The organism is Rathayibacter sp. Leaf248, assembly GCF_920939495.1.
In the GTDB taxonomy this organism is placed as follows: Bacteria; Actinomycetota; Actinomycetes; order Actinomycetales; family Microbacteriaceae; genus Rathayibacter; species Rathayibacter caricis.
On sequence record NZ_CAKLAV010000001.1, the window covers coordinates 2,693,083 to 2,716,608 of the forward strand.

Below are 23,526 nucleotides of genomic sequence, written 5' to 3' on the forward strand. Positions count from 1 at the left end.
CACACGGGCGACGAGTGGTGTGATGGGGGGATGGAAGCTCTCTACACCGCTATCGCCCACGCCTCCGGTGGAGGACGCGACGGTCACGTCCGCACCGAGGACGACCGCCTCGACCTCGACACCCGCCCGCCCCAGGAGCTCGGCGGCTCCGGGGACGGCACCAACCCCGAGCAGCTGTTCGCGGCCGGGTACTCCGCCTGCTTCCTCGGCGCCCTGCACGGCGCCGGCCGGGAGCTGAAGATCGACACGACCGATGCGGCCGTGTCGGCGAGCGTCTCGATCGGCAAGAACGACGACGGCGGATTCGGCCTCGCGGTCGAGCTCGACATCCACGTGCCGAACGCGAGCCCGGAGCAGGCGCAGCAGGTCGCCGAGAAGGCGCACACGCTGTGCCCGTACTCGAACGCGACCCGCGGGAACATCCCCGTGGAGCTGACGATCGTCTCCTGACGACGCGCCTTTCGACGGCCCCTCCTCCTCGCGGAGCGGGGGCCTTCGTCGTCGACGGGGTCCGTTAGGGTCGGACGCATGACCGAGAACCCGTCGCTCGAGGAGTCGAAGGCCCGGGCCGAGCTCGAGCAGATCCGGCAGAGCATCGACAACATCGACGCCGCCCTGATCCACCTGCTCGCGGAGCGCTTCAAGTTCACGCAGAAGGTCGGACGGCTGAAGGCGGCGCACGGACTTCCGGCCGCCGACCTCGACCGCGAGGCGCGCCAGATCGCGCGGCTGCGGTCGCTGGCGGAGGAGTCGCACCTGGATCCGGCGTTCGCCGAGAAGTTCCTGGGCTTCATCGTCGCCGAGGTCATCCACCACCACGAGCAGATCGCGAACGGCGCGGAGGCCTGAGGCGCTGAGCGGCGCCTGCGCGATCTGCAGGTGCTCGTGAGATCTGCAGGTGCTCGTGCGATCTGCAGGGGATGAGGGCGGATCCGCGTCCTGCGATGTGGAGGGAAGCGCGTTCCCGCGCGGATCCCCTGCAGATGGTACGAGGGCTGCTCGGCTGCGTGCCGCCTCCGAAGCGGTCCTCGTGCGATCTGCAGGTGTTCGTGCGAGCTGCAGGGGATCCGGCTCCGATGCCTGCTGGTCGCGCGGTGGGAAACGTGTTCCCGGGCGGAATGCCTGCAGATGGTACGAGGAGGGACCGGGAGGGTGCAGCCTCCGGAGTGGTGCTCGTGCGATCTGCAGGGGATCCGGGCTGATCCGCGACTTGCGACGCGGGGGGAAGCGCGTTCCCCCGCGGATCCCCTGCAGATCGTCCGTCGAGCCCGCCCGGCCTATGCCTCCGCGGGGCGGCCCAGGGCGCGCACCGAGGTGACGCGGCGGCGGGCGATCGCGGCGACCGTCAGCAGCAGGCCGAACAGCAGCCACAGCACGAGGCCGACGACCGCGCCGCCGACGCCTCCGGTGCTCTCCACCACGCCCGACAGCGCGTTCTGCGCGGCCGACAGCGGCAGGAACCCGAGGGCGTCCTCGAACACGCCGGGCACCGTCGAGATGATGCCCGCGCCCAGCCCGATGACCGCGGCGAGCATCGCGAGGAAGCGCCCCACTCCACCCAGCAGTGCCACGAGGCCCTGGTTGACGGAGGCGAACGACGCACCCACCAGCATCGACAGCAGGGCGAAGCCGACGAACGAGCCGGCGTCGAGATCGGCGACGAACTGCATCACGATCGCGACGGCGAGGCCCTGCACGAGCCCGATCCCGAGCGCCGGGGCGTAGGAGGAGAGGGCGAGCGCCGCGGAGGACCGGGTCGAGGTCAGTGCGCGGTGCGAGAACGCGGCGAGCACCAGGAACGACGCCAGCGCGCCGAGCCAGAGGGCGATCGTGGTGAAGAACGGCACCGAGGACGCCCCGAACAGCGACGTGGAGCTGCTCGCGTTCTCGACGGGATCCGCGACCACGTCGGCCAGGTTCTGCGACTCCGCCTCGGTGTAGGTCGGCAGCTGCGCGACGGCCGAGTCCAGGCCGGTGGCCAGGGTCCGCGTGCCGTCGGCGAGCTGCAGGGCTCCGTCCGAGACTCCGACGGCGCCCTCGGCGAGCTGGTCGGCTCCGTCGGCGGCCGAGGAGGCGCCGGTGGCGAGCTCGGAGGCGCCGTCGGCGGCCGAGGTCGCGCCGGTCGCCAGCTGGGCGGCTCCGGTCGCGGCGGCCGTGGCTCCGGTCGAGAGCTGGGCTGCTCCGGCGGCGGTCTGGTCGGCCCCGTCGGCGAGCTGTTCGAGGCCGGTCGAGAGCGACGTCACTCCGGTCGCGACCTGTCGGGCGCCGCCCGCGGCCTGCTGCGCACCTGTGACGAGTGAGGGCACCTCGGGGGTGCCGACGCGGATCCCCGCATCGAGCGCCTGCGTCGCCCCCGCCGCCGTCGCGGTCAGCGCGACGGGACCGTCGGCGGCGGTGAGCGCGTTCGCGACGATGCCGCTCGCGGCCAGGCACTGCGGGTCGGCGCAGCCCTCGAGGGCCTGCTGCAGCGCCGCGAAGGTCCCCGCGGTCGACTGCGCGGCGCCGCCCGAGAGCTGCGCGATCTGCTGGGTGCTCTCGCCGATCGTGACGGTGCTCGCGCTCAACTGGTCGAGCCCGTCGGCGACCGCGGTCGCTCCGGTGCCCAGCTGCGCGGCGCCCGTCGCCGAGTCGCGCGCGCCGGTGGCGAGCTGCGTCACTCCGCCCGACAGCGCGGACGCGCCGGTGCCCAGCTGCGCCACTCCGCCCGACAGGTCGGTCGCCCCGGTGCCCAGCTGCGCGACTCCGTCGGACAGCGCCGACGCGCCGGTCGACAGCTCGTCGATGCCGTCGGCCAGCGAGCTGGTGCCGTCGGCGAGCGAGGAGGCGCCCGTGCCGAGCTCGGTCGCTCCGTCGGCGAGCGTGCCCGCGCCCTCGGCCGCCTGCCCGATCTGCTCGTTCAGCGTGTTGAAGCCGACGTAGACGTTCTCGAGGTACGCGGTGGTGAGCTGCGTGTTCAGGAGGGACGTCGCGGTGCTCGTGACCGTCGCCGAGATCGCGTCGTCGACGAGCTTCGCCTTGTCGCTCGTGGCGATGTCGATGGTGGCCTTGGTCGCCGCCGCCGCGTCGCCCGCGTAGGAGGTCGCCGCCGCCGAGAAGTTCGAGGGGATGGTGACCACGGTGGCGTAGGAGCCGTCGGCGAGTCCCTCCGCCGCGTCGTCCTTGTCGGTGAGGACCCAGGTGAAGTTCGAGGTCGAGTCCGAGCCCGAGACGTTCGGCGCGGGAGTCGGGGACGCGGTCGGCGTCTCCTCGGTGCCGCCAGTGACCAGTCCCGCCGCGAGCTGGCGCCCGAGCGGCACGGTCTGCCCGTCGAGGTCGACCGGGGTGTCCTCGTTCACGACCGCGGCCGTGACCTGGTCGAGGCGCTGGGTCGGGTCCCACAGCGCCCAGACGAGCAGCCCGCCGATGGCGAGGGGGACCAGGACGATCCCGAGGAGGGTGAACCAGGACACCTTCTTGGCGCCGCGGGGGCGCTCGAGGGAGAAGAGAGCCATCTGTCAGAGGACCTTTGCGATCGCGCGGCCGGCGGCCGCAGTCGGGACCGCGCGCACGTCGCGGTCGGAGGGGAGGAGGTCGTCGAGCGCGTCGGGCTCGACGGCGGAGGCGACGACGGTGAACGGGCGCTCGTGCTCGAGCGCGTGCGCCCGGGCGCCGTCGAGCTCGGCCCGCAGGTCGTCGCGCAGCTGCGGATCGGTGACCGTGTCGACGTCGTCGAGCACGAGGAGCGCCGGGTGCGTCGAGAGCGCCGCGCGCACCTCCTCGATCGGATCGGCGGCTCCGGCCAGGCGCACGAGCCCGACCCGGCCGCGCACCGCGGAGGAGCGGATCGGCACCACGAGCCCGTCGACCTTGAGGCGACCGGAGTCGGGCGCCAGCCGGCCCGCCAGCGTCAGCAGCAGGGCGGTGCGTCCCGAGCGGTGCGGTCCGTGCACGACGAGCGCGGCTCCGGCCGGCACCCGCACGGCGACGTCGCGGTAGAGCGGGCCGTCGGGTCCGTCGAGCGAGAGGCCGTCCGCGGCGATCGCGTCGGTCGCTCCGGGCTCGGGCCAGTCGGCGAGCGCGAGCTCCTTCGTCAGGCCCTCGCCCTCCACGTCGAAGGAGGGGAGGATCCGGTCGAGCCAGCGCGGCATGTGCCACGCGCGGTCGCCGAGCAGGTGCAGGACCGCCGGGACCAGCGTCATCCGCACGATGAACGCGTCGACGAACACGCCCACGGCGAGGCCCAGCGCGATCGGCTTGATGTTCGTGTCGCCCTCGGGCACGAACGCCGCGAAGACCGAGAACATGATGACCGCGGCCGCCGTGACGACCTTCGCCGAGCCGACGAAGCCCGACTCGACCGCGGCACGCGCCGATCGTCCGTGGACGTAGTCCTCGCGCATCCGCGACACCAGGAAGACCTCGTAGTCCATCGCGAGGCCGAACAGCACGCCCATCAGGATGATCGGCATGAAGCTGATGATCGGGCCCGTCTTGTCCACGTGCAGGGCGTCGGCGAACCAGCCCCACTCGAAGACCGCGGCGACCGCGCCGAACGACGCGCCGACCGACAGCAGGTAGCCCAGCGTCGCCTTCAGCGGCACCCACAGCGAGCGGAACACCATGGTCAGCAGGACGAGGGAGAGGCCGACGACCAGGATGCCGAACGGCAGCAGGGCGTTCGCGAGCGTGTCCGAGATGTCGATGCCGACCGCCGTCTGGCCGGTCACTGCGAGGTCGACGCCGTACTCCTCCTGGAAGTAGTCGTGCCTGTCGCGGATCTCGGCGACCAGCGCCTTGGTCGCCTCCGAGTCCGGACCGCCCTCGGGGATCACCTGGATGATGCCGGTGTCGGCGGTCTCGTTGGGGGTGGCCAGCGGCACCGAGGCGACGCCGTCGAGGCCCTCGATCTCGGTCTTGAGATCGGCCATCAGGCCCAGCGGGTCGGTCGAGCCGATGATGGTGCCCGTCACGATGAGGGGGCCGTTGTAGCCGGCGCCGAAGTTCTCGGCGAGCAGGTCGTAGGTCTCGCGGGCGGGCGTGCCCTCGGCCTGGTAGCCGGCGTCCGGCAGTGCGAGGCGCAGGCTCAGCGCCGGGATGCTCGCGACTCCGAGCACGCCGATCACGGCGATGATCGTGACGATCGGGAACCGGGTGACGGCGCGGACCCAGCCGCGGAAGAAGCCGCGTGGCACCTCGGCGTGCACGTGGGTGCCCGGAGAGGCGGGGAGCGAGTCGGGCTCGACCTCGGAGTCGGCATGGGCGCCGGCGACCTGCTTCGCGGCCGCCGCCTTCTTCTTCGCGCGGCGCTCCTTCGGGCGCAGGCGCTCGCCGGCGAACCCGAGCAGCGCCGGAGTGAGCGTGAGGGCGATGACCACCGCGATCGCGACTCCGCCCGCCGCGGCGACGCCCATGGTCGTCAGGAACGGGATGTTCGCGACCGACAGGCCGACCAGCGCGATGATCACCGTGAGGCCGGCGAAGACCACCGCGGAGCCGGCGGTCGCGACCGAGCGGGCGGTCGACTCCTCCGGGTGCATGCCCTGCTTCAGCTGGTCCTGGTGGCGGCTGATGATGAAGAGGGCATAGTCGATGCCAACGGCGAGCCCGAGCATCAGGGCGAGCAGCGGAGTCGTCGACGAGATCGACGCGAAGCGGGTCGCGATGAAGATGGCCGACATCGAGAGCGCGACGCCGAGGAGAGCGGTGACGAGCGGCATGCCGGCGGCCAGGAACGAGCCGAAGGTCAGGACCAGGACCACGAGGGCGACGATGAGGCCGATGGCCTCGGTGATCGTCACTCCGGGCAGGTTCTGCGAGAAGAGGTCGCCGCCGAGCGACACGACGGAGCCGGCGGGCAGCGCGTCCTCGAGGGTCGTCGCCTCGGCCTGGAGGGCGTCGCGGGCCTCCTCGGAGGTGGTGGTGGCGGACCCCTCCATCTGCGCGGTGATGACGAGGGCGTTCCCCTCGTCCGAGATCGTGCCCTCGACGGTGTCGGAGTAGGGATCGGTGACCGCGGCCACGCCCTCGATGCCGGTGAGCGCGGCGACGGCGTCGCCGACGGGCCCGGTGATGTCCGCGTCCTCCACGCTGCCGCCGTCCGGAGCGACGACGACGTAGCGAGCGGACGTACCGCTGACCTGCGGGAACGTGCGCTCGAGCTGGTCGAGCGCGGTCTGCGACTCGGTGCCCGGGATCGAGAAGCTGTTGTCGGTGCCCTGGTTCAGCAGCACGGCGCCGCCTCCCGCGAGCACGACGACGGCGAGCCAGAGGACGGCGACGAGACGGTGGGCCTGGTAGACCCATCGCCCGAGTCGGTAGAGCAGCGACGACACGCGGTCTCCTGATGATCGAGGGGAGGAGGACGATACGACGGTGTACCCGATACACGAATGTATCCGATACAGGAACGTATCCGATACAGTGATTCCGCTCAACGCCCCGTGACAGCTCTCGGAGAGGATCCAGGAATGACCGTGATCGACGCTCCCGAGCAGTCCTCCCGCCGCAGCCGCACCCGCGAGCGGCTGCTCGACGCGGCCTACGACGTCTTCGCCGAGACCGGCGTGCACTCGGCCTCGGTCGAGCAGGTCTCGGAGCGGGCCGGCTTCACGCGCGGCGCCTTCTACTCGAACTTCACCAGCAAGGAGGAGCTGTTCTTCGCCCTGATGGAGCGCGAGAACGGCGCCCGCCTCGCCGGGCTCGTCGAGCAGATGGGCCGCACGCTGCCCAAGCTCGCCGGCACCGCGGAGCCGCTGACCGCCGAGGCGCTCGGCGCGGTGGTGCTCGACTTCCTGCACGGCCCCTTCGACGACGACCGGCGCTGGTGCCTGGTGCAGGCCGAGTTCGAGCTGCTGGCTCTGCGCGACCCGGCGATCGCGCCGCGCTACAGCGGGTTCCGGGCGCGCTTCGACGCCTCCCTGGTCGACATCATCGGCTCGGCGCTGCAGCAGGTCGGCCGGAGGTTCGCGCTGGAGCCGACCGTCGCGGTCCGTCTCGTGCTGGCGAGCTACGAGGGCGCGGTGAAGCAGTCCCTCCTCGACGGCGACTCCGACGACCAGAGCCTCGAGCGGCTCCGCTCGTCCCTCACAGGAGTCGTGATCGCGGTCTCGGCCCCGGTCTGAGCCCGCGGTCCCCGCCGGCCCCCGCGCGCGGCGAAGATGGACCCATGGAACTGCGTCAGCTCGAACACTTCCTCGCCGTGGCGAAGGAGCAGCACTTCACCCGCGCCGCGAGCGCGCTGCAGATCTCGCAGTCGGGCCTGTCGGCCTCCATCCGCGCGCTCGAGAGCGAGCTCGGCAGTCCGCTGTTCACCCGGAGCACCCGGCGCGTGGAGCTGACGCCCGCCGGCCGGGCGATGCTCGAAGAGTCGGAGCGGTCGGTGGCGAGCGCCCTCGCCGCGCGCGACGCGGTGCGGGCGGTGCAGGGCGTGCTGCGCGGGAGCCTCGCGGTCGGCACGGAGGAGTGCCTGGGCGGCGTGCACCTGCCGCGCGAGCTCGCGACGTTCCGCGGCGAGCATCCGGGAGTCGCGCTGCGGCTGACGCACGACGGGTCCGGCGCGCTGCTCGACGCGGTGGCCGCCGGCCGTCTCGATCTCGCGCTGGTCGCCGACATCGGAGCGACGCCCGCGGGCGTGCGGACCCTGCCGCTCGCGAGCGAGGGCTTCGCGGTCCTGGCGCACCCCGATCATCCGCTCGCCGACCGCGCGGTGTGCCGCGTGCACGATCTCGTCGGCGAGACGATCGTGGGGCTGCAGGGGCACTGGGGCGCGAGCCACCTGGCCGCGCAGGCGTTCGCCGAGCACGGTCTGGCGTTCGAGATCGAGCTCGAGGTGAACGACGTGCACACGCTGCTCGACCTGGTCGGCTACGGCATGGGCGTCGCGGTGGTGCCGGCGCACTTCGCCGAGAAGCGGCCCGAGGCGCTGACCGCGGTACCGCTCGAGGATCCGCTGCTCGTCTGGCGCACGATGGTGGCGGTTCCGGAACGGCCGACCGCGGCGGCCCGCGCTTTCGTGTCGGCGCTGCCGTCACCGTCCGCGGTGTCGGTCGAGTAGCCCCGCCAGCAAGTCCGGCGGTGGTGGATCTCGATACGCCCGCTGCGCGGGCTACTCGATCAGCAAGCAGTCTGCTGGTCGAGTAGCCCCGGAGGGGCGTATCGAGGCCCGCCACTCACTCGAGCGACGCGAGCTCCTCCGGGGTCAGCTCCAGGTCGGCCGCGGTCGCCGAGTCGCGGATGCTCTCGGGACGCGAGGAGCCCGGGATCGGCAGCACGATCGGCGCCTTCGCCAGTTCCCACGCCAGGCAGACCACCTGCGGTGAGACTCCGTGCGCCTCGGCGACGGTCGCGAACGCCGAGTAGCGCGAGCCCAGCTCCGCCGCCGACGAGATGCCGCCGAGCGGGCTCCACGGCAGGAACGCGATGCCCAGCTCCGCGCAGAGCTCGAGCTCCGGCTCGCTGGAGCGGAACGACGGCGAGAACTGGTTCTGCACCGAGACGAGGCGCGCACCGAGGATCCCGTGCGCCTCCCGGATCTGCGCCGGGTCGGCGTTCGAGATGCCGGCGCGCACGATCACGCCCTCGTCGAGCAGCTCGACGAGCGCTCCGATCGAGTCCGCGTACGGCACCGAGGGGTCGGGCCGGTGGTACTGGTACAGCCCGATCGCCTCGACTCCGAGGCGCTGCGCGGACGCGCGCGCCGCCTCCTTCAGGTGCTCGGGACGGCCGTCCTGCGTCCACACGCCGGGCTCGGGGCGCAGGTGCCCGCCCTTCGTGGCGACGAGCACTCCGGAGGTGTCGCCGCCGTAGCCGCGCAGCGCCTCGGCGATCAGCAGCTCGTTGTGTCCGAGGTCGTCCTCGCCGCCCAGGTGGTAGGCGTCGGCGGTGTCGATCAGGGTGACGCCGGCGTCGAGCGCCGCGTGGATCGTGGCGATCGACCGGTCGCGGTCGGGGCGGCCCTCGATCGACATCGGCATGCCGCCGAGGCCGATCGCGCCGACGGTGATGTCGCCGAGTGCGCGCTGCTTCATGAGTCCTCTTCGTTCGTGGGGAGTGGGTGGGTGAGTGGCGGCGTCACCAGGCGTAGTCCTCGGGCGCCGTACGGTGTCCGGGGAAGATCTCGTCGAGGCGCGCCAGGTCGTCGGAGTCGAGCGCCACGTCGACCGACGCGACCGCGCTCTCGAGCTGCTCCATGGTCCGCGGGCCCGTGATCGGCCCGGTCACGCCCGGCTGGTGCAGGAGCCACGCGAGCGCGAGCTCTCCGGGCGCGACGCGGCGCTCGCGGGCGAACGCCTCGTACTGCTCGAGCGCCGGGCGGTTCTTCTCGATCGCCTCGGCGGAGCGGCCCGCATTGCGGCGGCTGCCCGACTCCGTCTTCTCGATCACTCCGCCCAGCAGCCCGCCCTGCAGCGGCGACCACGGGATCACGCCGAGCCCGTAGTGGAGCGCGGCCGGCAGCACCTCGCGCTCGATGTCGCGGGTGAGCAGGTTGTAGATCGACTGCTCCGAGGCGAGTCCGGTGAAGTGCCGCGATCGGGCCGCCTCCTGCGCCTGCGCGATGTGCCAGCCGGCGAAGTTGCTCGAGCCGACGTAGAGGACCTTGCCCTGCTGCACGGCGACGTCCATCGCCTGCCAGATCTCGTCCCACGGCGTCGAGCGGTCGACGTGGTGGAACTGGTAGAGGTCGATGTGGTCGGTCTGCAGGCGGCGCAGGCTGTCGTCGAGGGCGCGGCGGATGCTGAGGGCCGACAGGCGTCCGCCGTTGGGCCAGGAGTCGCGGCCGCGCTCGGCGCCGGGCGCCGCGTACTGCTCCATGTCGCCGTAGACCTTGGTCGCCAGCACGGTGCGCTCGCGGCGCTCGCCGCCCTGCGCGAACCAGCGGCCGACGATCTCCTCGGTGCCGCCGCGGTTCCCGTCGCCGCCGTAGACGTTGGCGGTGTCGAAGAAGTTGACGCCCAGCTCCTGCGCCCGGTCCATGATCGCGAACGAGTCGGGCTCGCTGGTCTCGGGTCCGAAGTTCATGGTGCCGAGGACGGCGCGGGAGACGGACAGGCCGGTGCGGCCAAGATTCGTGTACTGCATGCTCCCATCCCACGCCGCCCGGGCCCCCGTGTCCAACAGGGGCTCGTCATGGCATTCAGCGGCGGCGGAGGTCAATGCGGGCGGGGAGTCGTCGGCGCTCCTCAGGCGACGAGCCCGAGCTCGACGAGCCACGCTCCGACTTCGGCGGCGAAGTCCTCGTGTTCGGCAGCGGGCCGCGGCACCCGCTTCCTGAGAGCCTCGACGACCCCGTTCGGCGTGGCGACGTCGGGCTCGTCGCCGTCGAGCACGATCTCGGCCAGATCCACCCGCCACTGAGCGAGGTCTGTTCTAACGGTCAGGAAGTTCGTTCGACGGGGTAGAGAGGGAGCCGCCACGCTCCAGAGGCGACCGGCGACGCCCGCCGCATCCGCCAGTCGGCGTAGCGTCGCGGTCGTCAGGCCCAGATCGGCAGCGGTCTTCTCGTCCGACCCGACGGTGGCGAGGGCGAGAGGAGTCGCGATGCCCGCGCGGCGGCAGGCAGCGCGGTGCGGAGCGAACAGCTCCAGATCCCATAGTCGGGCGGGTGACCCTCCTCCTGCCATCCGAGCGACGGCCGCCCGGTCGCGGTTCCGCACCACATCCGGGTCCCGACGGATCCACCGGCGCAGCTCGAGCGAGGTCAGGGCGGGCTGGATGAGGAACTCCGCGAGTGCGTCCTCGTTGTTCTGTAGTGCGACCAGGGCGGAGTTGTAGGCGCCGTGAGGGTCGAGGCGGGAGCGGTCCGGTACCGCCGTCGGCGTCGTCGCTGCGGATACGGTCGGCGGGCCCGCGGCCGGCGCCGTCGACGCCGCGACCGCGTCGAGTCCGCCCGGCGCGGGCTCCGACCCGATCCCGCGGTACTCGGCTTCGACCGCCGCGACGAGCACCGCGTACCGCTGCCGTGTCGCGAGGAGGAGCGGATCCTGCTCAGTGACGCGGTCCCGACGCTCGGTCTCGGCGAGGAGCTTCTCCATCTGCAGGTGGCGCTGAGGGAGGTCGTAGGGGCGGAGGGTCGTGGGCGCCGCGGCGTGGAGATTCACGAGGACGGCGAAGTAGGTGATGAGCACCCGTTGCGCCAAGAGGGTGTGACCGTCCCGCTGGAGGGAGTCGGCGGTCTCCGCGAGGCTGTCGCGGTAGGCGCGCAGTTCGACGGCGTCCGTCGCCCGCCGGTGGAGGAGGTTCTGCAGCGCCACGTCCGCGGCGCGGTTCCCCGGGTCGATCTGCAGGGCCCTTCCGAGCAGGAGCATCGCCGTCCGGTGGTCGTCGGTGAAGGTCGTCGTCGCGACGTACTGCAGCCCGACGCTCCGCCCGTCGGTCGCGCCTCCGAGTCCCTCGAAGCCCGGATGGGCCCGGCTGAGCGCCACGATCACGACCCCGGCCGCGAGGGCGCAGAGCATCGACCGCTTCTCCTCGATGTCGTTCCCGGCGAAGACGCCGCCGACCGCCGGACCCGCCGACGTCGACAGCTCGGCGGTCTGCACCGTCCGACCGTTCCTGCTGACGACGACCGCGGCGGTGTCGTCGTCGAGGTAGTCGAGCGCCACCTTCCAGGGCGTCCCGCCGACGAGTGCCGCCAGGATCCCGAGCACCGCCTTCGCCACGGCGCCGACCGGGGCCGGCAGCAACATGGAGTCACCGAGCGACGTGACGTCGCTGCCTCGCGGGATCTCGACGCCGGCCGGCGGGCTGCCGCCCACCCTTCCGAGGAGGGCGATCAGCTGAGTCGTCCTCTCCTTCGAGCGGTCGACGTCCCCCTGCACGTCCATCGCCAGGAGCGAGACCCGGAGGCGCCCGAGGAGGTGGGCGGCGGTCAGGACGGCGGACACGACCAGGAGCACGGCCGGCCCGATCCAGAACACGGACGGCGCCTGGACGACTCCCTCTCCGGCGACACCGCCCTCCTCGAAACGCGAACCTCGACCGCGTTGGTCGAGAAGCGCGGCGATCAGCACGAGAGCCACCACCGCGCTCGTCGCGGCTCCGACCGCCAGAGCCGCCTGAGCGCCGCGGTCCCGCCGCCGCGAGTGCATCCAGGGCAGGGCGGTGAGGACGCGAACCGCGACGACGAAGGCGAGCGCGGTCCAGCCGAGGGCAAGGAGCATGCTCCCGAGCAGGGGGGTTATCCACTGCTCGACGATGGCCTCCCATGCACGATCGGCGTCGCCGATCGGTCCCTCCGGCCCCGTGGTCTCGGCGAGCAGGGCGTCCCGGCGCTGCTCCGTGCACAGCTGTGCGGCCTCCTCGCCCCGTGCCGTGCGCTCGGCGTCGATCAGGGCGAGGGCGTCGACGGGCCGGCCCTGGTCGATCAGGGTCTGAGCGGCGGTGCAGACCGGGTCCACCGCGGCGGGCTCCTCCGGTTCTGCGGGCGGGGCGGATGTCGACGTGCGCGTCGTGGTGACCGTCGTCCCCGGAGCGGGGGTCGTCACCGTCTCCTCGACGGTGACGACGGGATCGCTCCCGGCGGCACCGGCGGCCGGGCCGGCGAGGGCCGCCAGCAGGAGCACGATCGTCAGTGTTCTCCACTGCGCGCGGAGGCTCCCACCGCCTCGATAGTGAGACGTGTGCGGGCGCGGGTCGGCGGTATCCCGGTCGATCGACGAGCAGTACGGATCAGGCATCATCGCCTCCTGCGGGACAGTGTGATCCTCAGCGCCCTCGGAGGCAATGCTCGACCCGCGTGCAGACCCGAGGTGCGCCCGTCTCGAAGACAGGCGGTGCGGGGCGGCGCCGTCGGGCGGAGGCCGCGTTAGAGTCGCCGGGTGGCACGGCAGACGACGACCCAGCGCATCCTGATCGCCCTCTCCTCGACGCTCCTGCTGGCGGGCTGCACGTCGCCGGCCCCGAGCCCGAGCGCTCCGGCCGAGACACCGGCCGCGACGACGGAGCCCGCCGCCGCTCCGCGTCCCGTTCCGAGCGAGGTGCTCGCGCCGGTTCCGCTGGCGGGCGCCTCCGGATCCACGCCGTCGACGGGCTCCTGCGCCTCGGTTGCCGCCGCTCCCTCGGGCTCGATCGGCGACGTCGATCTCGAGTCCGTCCGCGACAGCGGTCCGACGACCGGCGCGACGGGCACCGTCACGACCGCGACCGACGGCAGCCCCGCCTCCTACCTCGTGGCCGGAGGCGACATCAGCGCCGAGATCGCCGAGCGGTTCTGCGTCAGCCCCGAGTTCCTCGACGCGCTCAACTCGGTGCGGCGCGACGGAGTGGGCATCGACTCGCTCTACGCCGGCGACACGCTCAACCTGAGCCCGTCGACCGTGCTGAGCGTCGGCGACCAGAACGGCCGCGTGCTCGACAACGACGCCCCGGACCCGCTGCCCGAGCAGGAGGACTGACCGCGCGTCAGGCCGCGACGAGTCCCACGAGCACCGCCGTCACCGCGACGGATGCGGCGAGCCCCACTCCGCGCCGGCCGGCCTTCTCGCCCTCGGCGAGCCAGGGCAGCGACTCCCAGCGCAGGGCGGCTCCGGCGGCGGCGGCCGCGGTGACCACGACCAGTGCGAACCATGGAGCGAGCGTCACCGCGGTCCAGTCGGCGAAGACCCGGACGAGCGCGAGCACGAGCACCGCGTCGACCAGGTGCGAGAGCAGGCGGAGGCGGTCGCCGGCGAGGAGCCTCCGGAACCGGCGCAGCGGCACTGCGGCCAGGGCGGTGCGTCCGACGACGTAGAGGCTGATGACGAGTGCGACGAGCGTGGCGAGGATCACGACTCCCCCTCCAGGACGTGGGCGAGCAGGTCCAGGCCGACGTCGTCGACCGAGGTGGCGGTGCTGCCGTTCACGAAGACGGCGACTCCGCGCTCGCGGTCCATCGCGAGCATGGTGGAGTAGCCGGAGGTGCCTCCGTTGTGCCACGTCGTCCCGCCGCCGCCGACCGCCTCGGAGGTGAACCACGCGAGGCCGACCCGACCCGACCCGCCGGCGTCGTGCCGCGGCGCGAGCACCTCGTCGGCGGCGACTCCGAGCGCGGGGTCGTCGGTGAGCAGCGCCTGCGCGTACCGGGCCATGTCGGCCGCGGTCGAGCGCACGCCTCCGGCGGGCGCGTAGCCGCCCATCGCCCAGGCGTCGACGGAGCGGCCGCTCGCGGCGTACCCGGTCGGAGCGTCCGGTCCGAGGGCGTCGGCGGTCGTCGGGACGCGGCTGCCGGTCATGCCGAGCGGGGCGAAGACGCGCTCCTGCACGAGATCGGCGTAGTCGACCCCCTCCGCCCGGGCGAGGGTCTGGCCGAGCACCGCGGCGCCCAGGTTCGAGTAGAGGAACGGCTCGTCGACGCGTGACGCATCGGCAGCGTGGCGCAGCACGTCGTCGGCGGAGTAGCCCGCGTACGGATCGGTTCCGCGCAGCTGCGCGAGCAGCGACCGCCCGATCGTGCCGAGTCCGCTCGACAGGCGCGGCAGTCCGGAGGTGTGCGTCGCGAGCTCCTCGAGGGTGCCGCTGAAGTCGCCGACGTCGGCGTGATCGGCGGCCCGATCCTCGAGCGCGACGGTGCCCGCCGCGGCGCTCTGCGCGAGCACGAGCGCGGTGATCGTCTTGGTGACCGAGCCGATCTCGACCTCGGTCGTCTCGTCCGCGCCGAAGCCGGCGAAGCGCACGCCCTCCGGAGTGACGACCGCGGCGACGATCTCGTCGCGCACGCCGTCGCCGAGGTTGTCGCCGATCCAGCTCGCGAGCTCGGCGTCGCCGGTCGTCTCGGGGGGGAGGGACGGGGTCGGCGGGCGGAGGAGGACACCGGCGGCGAGGACCGCGACGGCGGCGGTGGTGGCGGCCACGAGACGGGTGCGGCGGGTCATCGGGGGCCTCCGGAGGCGAGCAGGATCACGAGCAGCGGGACGAGGCGCTCCGGAGGGACGCCGTAGCGTCCGCGTCCGCGCGCCTCGAGCCAGCCGGCCGCGACGAGCTGGTTGACGTGGTGGTAGATCTGACCCGTCGTGCCGGCGCCCTCGCTCTCGGCGAGCTGCGCGACCGTCTCGACTCCGCCGGCGACGGCCTGGAGGAAGCGCAGGCGCACCGGACTGCCGAGGGCCGCGAGCGCGGCCGGGCCCGGGCTGGCGCCCCAGTCGCGCTCGAAGAACGCGTCGGTGGTGAGCCCGTACTGCCACTCGACGGGGCCCGCCGGAGTGCCGACGGTGCCCGCGAAGACGACGCCGCCGGGAGGGGGGAGCCGGTCGCGGAGGGCCGTGAGGGCCCAGAGTGGGTCGTCGTGCGCGGCTCCGGGCGCGGTGGCGACGACTCCGCCCGCTTCGAGCCGGTCGAGGCGCGCGCGGAGCTCGTCGAGCTCGGCGGCGAGGTCGCGGGAGGTCATGCCTCCACTCTTGCAACTATTCCGTAATAACGGAACCCTCGGATCCGCCTCTTCTCCAAAGTTGTGGGAAGCGCGCGCGGTCACCGCAACTTCTGAGGAAGCGAGCGGGCGGGAGCCCGCGCGTCCCGCTGCGGCGCTCGAGTCCTCCGAAGTCGTCGTACTCGAGCCCCGGTACGACGACTTCTGGACAGTGGACGGCGCGACGGCCACGGAGACGCGCCCACTCTCCAGAAGTTGCGGGAAGCGTGAGCAGTCACCGCGACTTCTGCGGAACTGAGCCCGCAGGAGCCCGCACGGCGATCCTCCAGAAGTCGGCGGAAGCGCGCGCGCTCACCGCGACTTCTGCGGAACCGCGACGCCCCTCAGGCGAAGTGCTTCGGCAGCACCGCGCTGTTCACCGTCCGCAGCTCCGCGAGCGGCAGCGTGAACAGCCCCTGCACCTCGACGGCCGGAGTCGCGGCATCCGTCACGCCGATGCGCAGCACGGGGTACCCGCGCCCCTCGCAGAGCCCGCGGAACTTCACGTCGTCCTCGCGCGGCACCGACACCAGCACGCGGCCGGTCGACTCCGAGAAGAGGGCGGCCGTCGCGTCGACCCCGTCGCGCTCCATCAGCTCGTCGAGCCAGATCCGCACGCCCACGCCGAAGCGCAGGGCCGACTCGGCGACCGCGACGACGAGCCCGCCGTCGGCGAGGTCGTGGGCGGAGGCGATCAGCGACTCCCGCGCGCCCGCCGCGATCAGCTCGGCGAGGGCCTTCTCCTGACCGAGGTCGAGCTCGGGCGGCAGGCCGCCCAGGTGGTCGTGCACGGTGCCGGCCCAGGCCGAGCCGTCGAGCTCGTCGCGGGTCGTACCCAGGAGGTAGACGTTGTCGCCCTCGTCCTGCCAGCCCGAGGGGATGCGGCGCGCCACGTCGTCGATCACGCCGAGCACGCCGACGACCGGGGTCGGGAAGATCGGCACGTCGCCGGTCTGGTTGTAGAACGAGACGTTGCCGCCCGTGACGGGGATCTCGAGCTCGAGGCAGGCGTCGGCGAGGGCGGTGACCGCCTCGCGGAACTGCCACATGACCTCGGGGTTCTCCGGGCTGCCGAAGTTGAGGCAGTCCGAGACGGCGACGGGGGAGGCGCCGGTGACGGCGACGTTGCGGTACGCCTCCGCCAGCGCGAGGCGAGCGCCCTGCGCCGGGTCGAGCTGGCACCAGCGGCCGTTGGCGTCGGTCGCGACGGCGAAGCCGAGGCCCGACTCCTCGTCCACGCGGACCATGCCGCCGTCGTCGGGGTAGCTGAGCGCCGTGTTGCCGAGCACGTAGCGGTCGTACTGCGAGGTGATCCAGCTCTTGTCGGCGAGGTTCGCCGAGCCCAGCAGGGCGAGGGTCTCGGCGCGCAGGCCGTCGCCGGACGTCTTCCGCGGCAGGCGCGAGGACGAGTCTGCCTGCAGCGCGTCGAGCCAGGCCGGGTACTCGAGGGGGCGCTCGTAGACCGGTCCGTCGACGGCGACGGTCCGCGGGTCGACGTTGACGATCTCCTCGCCGTGCCAGTTGATGATCAGGCGGCCGGAGTCGGTGACCTCGCCGAGCACGCTGGTCTCGACGTCCCACTTGCCGACGACCTCGAGGAACGCGTCGAGCTTCTCGGGCGTCACGACCGCCATCATGCGCTCCTGCGACTCCGACATGAGGATCTCCTCGGCCGTGAGCGAGGGGTCGCGCAGCAGCACCGAGTCGAGCTCGATGAACATGCCGCCGTCGCCGTTGGAGGCGAGCTCGGAGGTCGCGCACGAGATGCCGGCCGCGCCGAGGTCCTGGATGCCCTCGACGAGGTCGCCGCGGAACAGCTCGAGGCAGCACTCGATGAGCACCTTCTCGGCGAACGGGTCGCCGACCTGGACGGCCGGGCGCTTGGTCGGTCCGCCGTCGGCGAAGGTGTCGGAGGCGAGGATCGACGCGCCGCCGATGCCGTCGCCGCCCGTGCGCGCCCCGAAGAGCACGACCTTGTTGCCGACTCCGCGGGCGTTCGCGAGGTGCAGGTCCTCGTGGCGCAGCACTCCGACCGCGAGGGCGTTCACGAGCGGGTTGCCCTGGTAGACGGAGTCGAAGTAGGTCTCGCCGCCGATGTTCGGCAGGCCGAGGCAGTTGCCGTAGAAGGAGATGCCGGCGACCACGCCGTGCACGACGCGCGCCGTGTCGGGGTCGTCGATCGCTCCGAAGCGCAGCGCGTCCATGACCGCGACGGGCCGCGCGCCCATCGAGATGATGTCGCGGACGATGCCGCCCACTCCGGTCGCCGCGCCCTGGAACGGCTCGATGTAGCTCGGGTGGTTGTGGCTCTCGATCTTGAACGTGACGGCCCAGCCCTCGCCGACGTCGACCACTCCGGCGTTCTCGCCCATGCCGACCATGAGGTTCTTCTTCATCGCGGGGGAGACCTTCTGCCCGAACTGGCGGAGGTACATCTTCGACGACTTGTAGGAGCAGTGCTCGCTCCACATGACCGAGTACATCGCCAGCTCGCCGCTCGTGGGGCGCCGACCGAGGATCTCGCGGATGCTCGCGTACTCGTCGGGCTTGAGGCCCAGGGCCGCGTACGGCTGCTCCTTCTCGGGAGTCGCCTCCGCGTTCGCGGTGGTGTCGGGGACGGCGATGCGGCTCTGTGCCATGTGCTCGAGGCTCCTGGAGAGGGGGCGGGGGATGCGGGTCGATCCTACCGGCCGCCGCCCGCGCGGCCCCGGCCGCGGGACGGCACCGCGGGGGGCCTCCCGCGGCAGCACCGGGACCGCACCCAGCGCATAGGATCGCCGGATGAAGTGGGCGGCTTTCCTCGTGACCGTCCTCTGGGGTCTCGTGCAGTGCTTCGGCAACCTGACCGCCGCGAACGTGAACTCGGACGAGCCCGTCTACCTCTCCGCAGGCTGGGACTACCTGCACGGCGACGTGAGCGCGAACCTCGAGCACCCGCCGACCGCCAAGTACGTGCTCGGCCTCGCGCAGCTCCTCCTGGGCGAGGGGCTGTTCGCCGGCCGCCTCGCCGCCGCGGCCGCGACGTTCCTCACCGGCGCGATCCTCTGGTTCTGGCTGAAGCGCGAGCTCGGCTTCGTGCTCGCCCTGATCCCGGCCGGTCTCTTCCTCCTCCTTCCCCGCTCGAGCGCGGGCGGGCCGGGGAGGATCGACCGGTTCGCGATCCTCGAGCCGTTCATGATCCTGTTCGCCGTCGCCGCGATGGCGGCCGCGTGGGCGTGGGCCAGGCGAGAGGGCGCGCGCCCCTGGCTGATACCGCTCGCGGGCGCGCTCCTCGCCCTCTCGGTCACGTCGAAGCTCACGACGGCGGTGCTCGCGCCGGTCGTGCTGATCCCGCTGCTGATGGTCGGTCGGCGGAGTCGCCGGCGCGCGTGGCTCGGCGCCGCGGGCTTCTCCGCCGCCTTCCTCGTCGCCGCCGTGCTCGCCTACCTGCCCGTGCATCCGGTGGAGGCGATCCGGTACCTGGTCGAGTTCCAGTCCGAGCACAACGCCGACGGGCACCTGATCGACGTGGCCGGCGCCGCCTACGCCTTCCCGCCGTGCTGGGCGAACCTCTGGTTCACGGCGGTGGGCCTCGGGGTCCCGGCGCTCGCCGTGCTGATCGCCGGGGTGCTCCTCGCGCTGATCGCACCGCGGCAGCGCGCGCTCGTGCTGTACCTCGGCTCGGCGACGGCGCTGCTGCTCGTCTTCCACCTGGCGATCAGCTCGGTCGCGCTTCCGCACTACTACGCGGTCTGGGCGTGGCTGCTCTGCGCGCTCGCCGGAGTGGGCGTCGCGGAGGCGCTGCGCGGGCGCGTCTCCCTGCCGCCCCGGATCGCCCGCGGGGTCGGGGCGGTCCTGCTGGCCGCCTCCGTCGTCATCGGGGCGACCTCGACGGTCGGGGTCCTGCAGGAGCGGCCGACCGGAGTGGCGCGCGTCGCCGACGCCCTCCGCGAGCGCGGCCTCGACGAGGGGCTGGTGCTCGTGCAGGGCATGTCCTCGGGCGTCTACGTCCCGTACCTCGGCGACCGGTACACGACCGATCCGGCGTCGGAGGGGATCGTCGCGATCGCGGTCCAGGAGTCGGCCCGCTTCCCGGTCGACCCCGCCGTGGCGGCCTACCTCGAGGGCCCCGGCGCCTCGGACGAGGTGCTGCGGCTCGACGGCCTCGACCTCGTGCTCACCCGCGGTCCCCTCGGCTGACTCTCAGCGCGAGACGCACGCTCCCGGATCGACGGCCGCGCTCAGCGACGGCGCCTGCGCCGCCAGGGGCGACAGCACCGACAGCGGGATCGCGTAGCCCACGTTGTCCACCGACGCCGCCTTGCCGAACACGACCCCCGAGACCGTGCCCTCGAGCGAGAGCAGCGGGCCGCCGGAGTTGCCCTGGTTGACGACCGCCGCGAGCGTCAGCACCTCGCGCGAGGTGGGGGCGCCGTCGACCATCAGCGACACGGTGGCGTCGGAGGAGACCTGCGCCGACCCGAGCGTCAGCGGCCCGCCGAAGGGGTAGCCGGCGACCACCGCGTCGTCGCCCGCGGCGACCGCGTCGTCGAGCGCGAGCGGAGCGGCGGACAGTCCGTCGACCGCGACGACCGCCAGATCGGCGGCGGTGTCGACGTGGACGACGCGGCCGGTGCGCGGCGGCTCGCCCGGTGCCTCGACGACGGGCTCCGACACTCCGGCGACGACGTGGGCGTTGGTGACGACGCGGTCGTCCGACACGACGAAGCCGCTGCCCGTCACTCCGACGTCGCAGGCCCAGGCCGTGCCCGAGACCCGCACGACGGAGTCGGCGGCGGTCGCCACCTCGGGGTCGTCGGTCGCGACGTCGGCGATGCTCGGCGCCTGCGTCGGGGCGTCGATCGCCTCGACGATCCACGACGTGCCCTCGTCGACGACCGTCGACTGGAGCTGCGCGAGGAAGCCGCGCACCGGATCCGGGGTCAGATCGTCGATGGTGCGGATGACGGTGGAACCCGCGACCGAGGTGGTCACGAGCGGCACGCCCAGGAGCGAGACGGCCGAGGTGATCGCGATCCAGACGAGACCCGAGATCGCGACGCCCGCGACTCCTCCGGCGAGCCGATCGAGCACGCCGAGCTTCACTTTGTCGGCCCCGCGGCCGAACGCGGCGCCGATGGAGGCGCCGATCGCGTAGCCGATGCCGAGGCAGAGCACCGCGGTGCCGATCACGGCCAGCAGGCGCCACTCGCTCCCCGCGGCCCAGGCCGAGACGGCGGGCACCGCGAAGGAGGCGCCGATCGCGCCGGCGACGATGCCCGCGAGTCCACCGGCGGTGCGGAGGAACCCGCGGCGCAGGCCGTCGACGAGCGCGCCGATCAGGCTCAGCACGACGATGACGTCGACGATCACGGATGCACCCACGCGGACCTCCAGGTTGGGGGGTCCTCCAGCATGACCGACGCCGCATGCGGGGATGCCCGGAGGAGCCTGCGAGTCGCGAGGCCTGCAGAAGTGAGGCTCAGCGTTCCGAATGGGGCGAATGCCGCTGGAGCCCGGCTCTGAGCCTTATGTGTGCGGCTCCGAACGCCCTGCCGGATCAGAAGAACGAGATGCAGTACGGCTCCGCGACCGGCGCGAAGAAGCGGTCGACCCGCTCGCGGTCCTCGGGAGCCAGCACCACGGCGCCCGCGCGGGCGAGCGTCGACGGGCGGGCCGATCCGAGCAGCAGCGTGCCGAGGTCGGCGACGTCGAGCTCGAGCACCGCGGCCGCGTCGGTGCGCTCGACGCGCCCCTCCCCGCCGTCGACCGTGATCCGGTAGCCGCCGTCGACGAGCCCGAGCGCATCGCGCACCGCGATCACGAGCTCGCCGTCGCTCGTCCAGGGCCGCGCGCCGAATGCCGCCGCCACGTCGAGGACCCGGGTCCAGATGAGGTCGGCGACCGTCGTCACCTGCACCACGCGCGCGTCGCGCAGCGCCCAGGTGAGCGGGTCGTCGAGCGGAGCCATGTCCCACGTGACGGTCGACGCGAGATCGACGGCGCCGAGGAAGCCCCAGAGGCCGAGGTACGCGTCCTCCGTCGCGGCGACGAGGTCGACGACCGCGAGGGTGCGGTCGTCGTCGTCCGGCCCGGTGGCGCGGTAGGTGACGTAGCCGTCGAGCACGCCCTCGGAGTCCAGGTGCACGGCCGAGCGGACGGAGGGTCCCGACACGGTCTCGCCCGTCTCCATGCCGACCGCGTTGCCCGCGGCCCGCGACTGGCGCGTGATGGACCCCGGGGTGCGCGCGTGGAACGCCGCGAAGACCTCCTCGACGCGCGACTGCAGCCACGGGGTCGAGACGACCTCGACGCGTCCGGCCGGCTCGACCTGCAGGGCGAAGCGCGGACCGGTGTCGACGCGGATCGAGCGGGTGAAGGCGGAGCGGCCGAAGCCGAAGCGGCGGTAGATGGAGGCCTCGCTGGCGGTCAGCAGCGCGACGGCGGCGCCGGCCTCGCGGGCGCGGTCGAGGTCGTCGGTGATCATGGCGCGCAGGATCCCGCGGCGCCGGTGGGTCGCCCGCACGGTCACCTGCGAGACGAGGTGCGCCGGGAGCTCGCGGCCGCGGCCGACCTGCAGCGTGCCGGGGAACGCGGCGTACGTGGCGACGGGCACCGCCGCGCCGTCGAGGCCCTCGGGGGCGTCGGAGTCGTGCACCGCGGTCAGGAAGCGCTGGTCGGCGACCATGTGCTCGGCCCAGTCGCGCCACTGCTCGGCCGAGTACTCCTTCTCGTGGAATCCCGCGTTGATCGCGGTGCCCCAGGCGCGGGTGGCGGCGTCGGGACCGCCCTCGGCGGTCAGTGCGGCGGGGAAGTGGCGGAAGTCGAGACCGGGGAGGGACATCCGACCAGCCTATTCACCGGCCCGTGCTCGCGGGGGCCGCGCCTCACAGCACGCCCCAGCGCTTCTCCAGCGCCGCGTCCACCGCGACCGCGAGCTCCTCGACCCGCGCCGACGGGTCCGACGCCCGGAGTTGCTCCGCGAGTTCCGCGATCGCCGCGCGCCGCCGGGGCAGCGTCGCCGTGAACGCGCAGTCCCGCAGCACCAGCAGCAGCGCCTCCGCCGGCGCCTCCACGCGGGACAGGACGGTCAGTCGCCGCTCGAACGGCGACTCCGGCGCGATCACCCGCAGGAACCCCTCCGGATCCTGGTACGCCGCCGGCGGGTCCGGCACCCGGGCGAGCAGCGCCAGTGCCGACGCCAGCCCGTCCAGGTCCGCCGCCGCCGCGAGCGCGTCCAGCCGCGAGTCCACATCCGCCCCCGGCCCCGCCCCGAGCGCGACCGCGGCGAGCGCCTGCGCGTCGATCCGCCGCTCCTGGGCCTCGTCGGGCACCGTCTCGTCGGCCGACCACCACGAGAGCAGCGGAGTCGCGGCGACCGCGAAAGAGCCTGCCCGCCGCTCCAGCGCCACGAACAGGTCCTCTCGCGCCGCGAGCGCGACGAGCGCGTCGACATCGATCGCGAGCACCGTGCCCGAGACCTCGGGCAGCACCAGGTGCCGCCCCGACGGAGGCGTCAGCTCGGCGCGGGTCCGCGCGCCCGGCCCGCGCGTGCTCTCCCGCAGGATCACGTCCTCGAGAGTCGGCTCCGCGCGTCGTCGTCCGCTTCCCAGCACCATGCCGTCACGCTACCGTCGCGGCATGACCCGCTACCTGGCGCTGCTGCGCGGAGTGAACGTCAACGGCCGCACGGTCCGCAGCGCCGACCTCGCGGCGGTCGTCCAGAGCATCGGCGGCGCGGGAGTGCGCACGGTCCTCGCGAGCGGCAACGCGGCCTTCGACTCCGACCGCGACCCGGCCGAACTGAAGCCGGCGCTCGAGGCCGCGCTGGAGGAGCGCTTCGGCTACGACGCCTGGATCGTCCTCGTCGAGCAGGAGGCGCTCGCCGCGGTCGCCCGCGCGTACCCGTTCGAGCGGATCGACGACGTCGCGCATCCGTACGTCGTCTTCGGCTCGAGCGACGCCGCACTCGACGACGCCCTCGCTGCGATCGGCACGAACGACGTCGACCTTCTGCAGAGGGGCGCGGGAGTCCTCTACTGGCGCTGCCCGCGCGGGTCGTCCACGGACACTCCGGCGGCGAAGGTCCTGGCCCGCGCCGCCTACCGCGCCACCACGACCACCCGGAACCTCCGCACGGTCGAGAAGCTCGCCGCAGCCTGAAGAATCCCTCACATATTGGTTAGGCTATC

Annotated in this window: 19 protein-coding genes; 7 read left to right on the top strand and 12 right to left on the bottom strand. The window is 73.0% G+C overall.

From position 1 onward, the window contains the following. Nucleotides 1-30: 30 nt before the first annotated feature. Nucleotides 31-450 carry an organic hydroperoxide resistance protein gene (locus LRG51_RS12845; RefSeq protein ID WP_107573817.1) on the top strand — a complete coding sequence of 140 codons (420 nt, stop codon included), beginning with the start codon at nucleotides 31-33 and terminating at the stop codon, nucleotides 448-450. A 78-nt stretch (nucleotides 451-528) separates the two neighbouring features. Further along, nucleotides 529-849, top strand: coding sequence for a chorismate mutase (locus LRG51_RS12850; protein ID WP_230673035.1), 321 nt, complete (start codon nucleotides 529-531; stop codon nucleotides 847-849). Nucleotides 850-1,277: 428 nt separating this feature from the next. Here LRG51_RS12850 and LRG51_RS12855 read toward each other — a convergent pair whose 3' ends face one another. Both LRG51_RS12855 and LRG51_RS12860 read right to left on the bottom strand, forming a co-directional pair. After that, nucleotides 1,278-3,491: a YhgE/Pip domain-containing protein gene (locus tag LRG51_RS12855; RefSeq protein WP_230673036.1), complete on the bottom strand. Its 2,214-nt coding sequence runs from the start codon at nucleotides 3,489-3,491 to the stop codon at nucleotides 1,278-1,280. Nucleotides 3,492-3,494: 3 nt separating this feature from the next. Continuing rightward, nucleotides 3,495-6,311: an MMPL family transporter gene (locus LRG51_RS12860; RefSeq protein ID WP_230673037.1), complete on the bottom strand. Its 2,817-nt coding sequence runs from the start codon at nucleotides 6,309-6,311 to the stop codon at nucleotides 3,495-3,497. A 135-nt stretch (nucleotides 6,312-6,446) separates the two neighbouring features. Here LRG51_RS12860 and LRG51_RS12865 point away from each other — a divergent pair, with 135 nt between their 5' ends. Both LRG51_RS12865 and LRG51_RS12870 read left to right on the top strand, forming a co-directional pair. Next, entirely contained in the window at nucleotides 6,447-7,100 is a 654-nt protein-coding gene (locus LRG51_RS12865) for a TetR/AcrR family transcriptional regulator (protein ID WP_230673038.1), read from the top strand. A 44-nt stretch (nucleotides 7,101-7,144) separates the two neighbouring features. After that, nucleotides 7,145-8,032, top strand: a complete 888-nt coding sequence (locus tag LRG51_RS12870) for a LysR family transcriptional regulator (protein ID WP_230673039.1) — start codon at nucleotides 7,145-7,147, stop codon at nucleotides 8,030-8,032. A gap of 115 nt (nucleotides 8,033-8,147) precedes the next feature. Here the strand turns inward: LRG51_RS12870 and LRG51_RS12875 are convergent, their stop codons facing one another. The 3 genes from LRG51_RS12875 to LRG51_RS12885 form a co-directional block, all read right to left on the bottom strand. After that, nucleotides 8,148-9,005 carry an aldo/keto reductase gene (locus LRG51_RS12875; RefSeq protein WP_230673040.1) on the bottom strand — a complete coding sequence of 286 codons (858 nt, stop codon included), beginning with the start codon at nucleotides 9,003-9,005 and terminating at the stop codon, nucleotides 8,148-8,150. Between the two features lie 43 nt (nucleotides 9,006-9,048). Next, complete coding sequence (locus LRG51_RS12880) at nucleotides 9,049-10,056, bottom strand: aldo/keto reductase (protein ID WP_055794263.1); 1,008 nt, start codon at nucleotides 10,054-10,056, stop codon at nucleotides 9,049-9,051. A 101-nt stretch (nucleotides 10,057-10,157) separates the two neighbouring features. After that, nucleotides 10,158-12,539 (bottom strand): hypothetical protein, encoded by a 2,382-nt coding sequence (locus LRG51_RS12885; RefSeq protein ID WP_230673041.1) that lies wholly within the window; start codon nucleotides 12,537-12,539, stop codon nucleotides 10,158-10,160. Nucleotides 12,540-12,794: 255 nt separating this feature from the next. Here LRG51_RS12885 and LRG51_RS12890 point away from each other — a divergent pair, with 255 nt between their 5' ends. Next, the gene (locus tag LRG51_RS12890) at nucleotides 12,795-13,370 is read left to right on the top strand and encodes a hypothetical protein (RefSeq protein ID WP_107573810.1); all 576 of its coding nucleotides are present in this window, start codon (nucleotides 12,795-12,797) and stop codon (nucleotides 13,368-13,370) included. A 7-nt stretch (nucleotides 13,371-13,377) separates the two neighbouring features. On the opposite strand, the gene LRG51_RS12895 is transcribed toward LRG51_RS12890, so the two are convergent. The 4 genes from LRG51_RS12895 to purL form a co-directional block, all read right to left on the bottom strand. Further along, nucleotides 13,378-13,743 carry a hypothetical protein gene (locus tag LRG51_RS12895; RefSeq protein ID WP_055794269.1) on the bottom strand — a complete coding sequence of 122 codons (366 nt, stop codon included), beginning with the start codon at nucleotides 13,741-13,743 and terminating at the stop codon, nucleotides 13,378-13,380. Further along, on the bottom strand, nucleotides 13,740-14,825 hold the full coding sequence (locus LRG51_RS12900; RefSeq protein WP_230673042.1) for a serine hydrolase domain-containing protein: 1,086 nt from the start codon (nucleotides 14,823-14,825) through the stop codon (nucleotides 13,740-13,742). The genes LRG51_RS12895 and LRG51_RS12900 overlap by 4 nt, the downstream gene beginning before the upstream one ends. Continuing rightward, the gene (locus LRG51_RS12905; RefSeq protein ID WP_230673043.1) at nucleotides 14,822-15,337 is read right to left on the bottom strand and encodes a winged helix-turn-helix domain-containing protein; all 516 of its coding nucleotides are present in this window, start codon (nucleotides 15,335-15,337) and stop codon (nucleotides 14,822-14,824) included. The genes LRG51_RS12900 and LRG51_RS12905 overlap by 4 nt, the downstream gene beginning before the upstream one ends. A gap of 362 nt (nucleotides 15,338-15,699) precedes the next feature. Continuing rightward, nucleotides 15,700-17,994, bottom strand: coding sequence for a phosphoribosylformylglycinamidine synthase subunit PurL (gene purL / locus LRG51_RS12910; protein ID WP_107573806.1), 2,295 nt, complete (start codon nucleotides 17,992-17,994; stop codon nucleotides 15,700-15,702). Nucleotides 17,995-18,136: 142 nt separating this feature from the next. Here purL and LRG51_RS12915 point away from each other — a divergent pair, with 142 nt between their 5' ends. After that, on the top strand, nucleotides 18,137-19,534 hold the full coding sequence (locus LRG51_RS12915; protein ID WP_230673044.1) for an ArnT family glycosyltransferase: 1,398 nt from the start codon (nucleotides 18,137-18,139) through the stop codon (nucleotides 19,532-19,534). A gap of 3 nt (nucleotides 19,535-19,537) precedes the next feature. On the opposite strand, the gene LRG51_RS12920 is transcribed toward LRG51_RS12915, so the two are convergent. The 3 genes from LRG51_RS12920 to LRG51_RS12930 all read right to left on the bottom strand — a co-directional run bounded on the left by LRG51_RS12920 (nucleotide 19,538) and on the right by LRG51_RS12930 (nucleotide 22,953). After that, nucleotides 19,538-20,719 carry a MarP family serine protease gene (locus LRG51_RS12920; protein WP_230673045.1) on the bottom strand — a complete coding sequence of 394 codons (1,182 nt, stop codon included), beginning with the start codon at nucleotides 20,717-20,719 and terminating at the stop codon, nucleotides 19,538-19,540. 175 nt (nucleotides 20,720-20,894) lie between these two features. Further along, complete coding sequence (locus LRG51_RS12925; protein WP_230673046.1) at nucleotides 20,895-22,178, bottom strand: GNAT family N-acetyltransferase; 1,284 nt, start codon at nucleotides 22,176-22,178, stop codon at nucleotides 20,895-20,897. 43 nt (nucleotides 22,179-22,221) lie between these two features. Then, a complete protein-coding gene (locus LRG51_RS12930; protein WP_230673047.1) occupies nucleotides 22,222-22,953 on the bottom strand; it encodes a DUF2254 family protein in 732 nt (243 codons plus the stop codon). Nucleotides 22,954-22,975: 22 nt separating this feature from the next. Between LRG51_RS12930 and LRG51_RS12935 the strand changes: the two genes are divergently transcribed. Continuing rightward, nucleotides 22,976-23,497, top strand: coding sequence for a DUF1697 domain-containing protein (locus tag LRG51_RS12935; RefSeq protein ID WP_230673048.1), 522 nt, complete (start codon nucleotides 22,976-22,978; stop codon nucleotides 23,495-23,497). Nucleotides 23,498-23,526: the final 29 nt, after the last annotated feature.